At 42.2% G+C, this 398-nt stretch carries 1 protein-coding gene; it reads left to right on the top strand.

The genetic code is table 11. The features are described 5' to 3' along the window. The coding region (locus HR9077_RS01580; RefSeq protein ID WP_244612984.1) for a hypothetical protein at positions 1-398 on the top strand (398 nt) is incomplete at both ends.

Here is a 398-nt window from a genome sequence, read left to right as displayed (position 1 = left end):
AGATAAAAAAGACGATGCTGTACCAAGCACTGAAGATAAAGTGCTCGATAAAGTATTAGCGGGTGAAATGCCACTATTAGTAACGGCTTCTCGCGCTGCAGATATTATTGAGCTAATCAAAGTAAAACAACAGTTTTCACTTAATTTAGTGATTGCAGGCGCACAAGATGCCGTGGTTGTAAAAGAGCAATTAGCGCAAGCAAATGTTCCAGTCATTGTAAGTTCTATGGAGAGCTTGCCAGGCAGTTTTGATTCGCTACATGCGAGTTTAGATAATGCAGGCAAACTCGAAAAAGCAGGCGTAAAAGTGTTGTTGTCGATCGCAGGCGATGCCAGTCACAATGTTTATCAATTGCGTTTTGACGCGGGTAATGCGGTTTCTTATGGCATGACACAAG

It is taken from the genome of Modicisalibacter radicis, assembly GCF_900961225.1.
Taxonomy (GTDB): Bacteria; Pseudomonadota; Gammaproteobacteria; order Pseudomonadales; family Halomonadaceae; genus Modicisalibacter.
The sequence above is the reverse complement of the archived record's forward strand: the minus strand, read 5'-3'. Positions and strand labels throughout refer to the sequence as shown.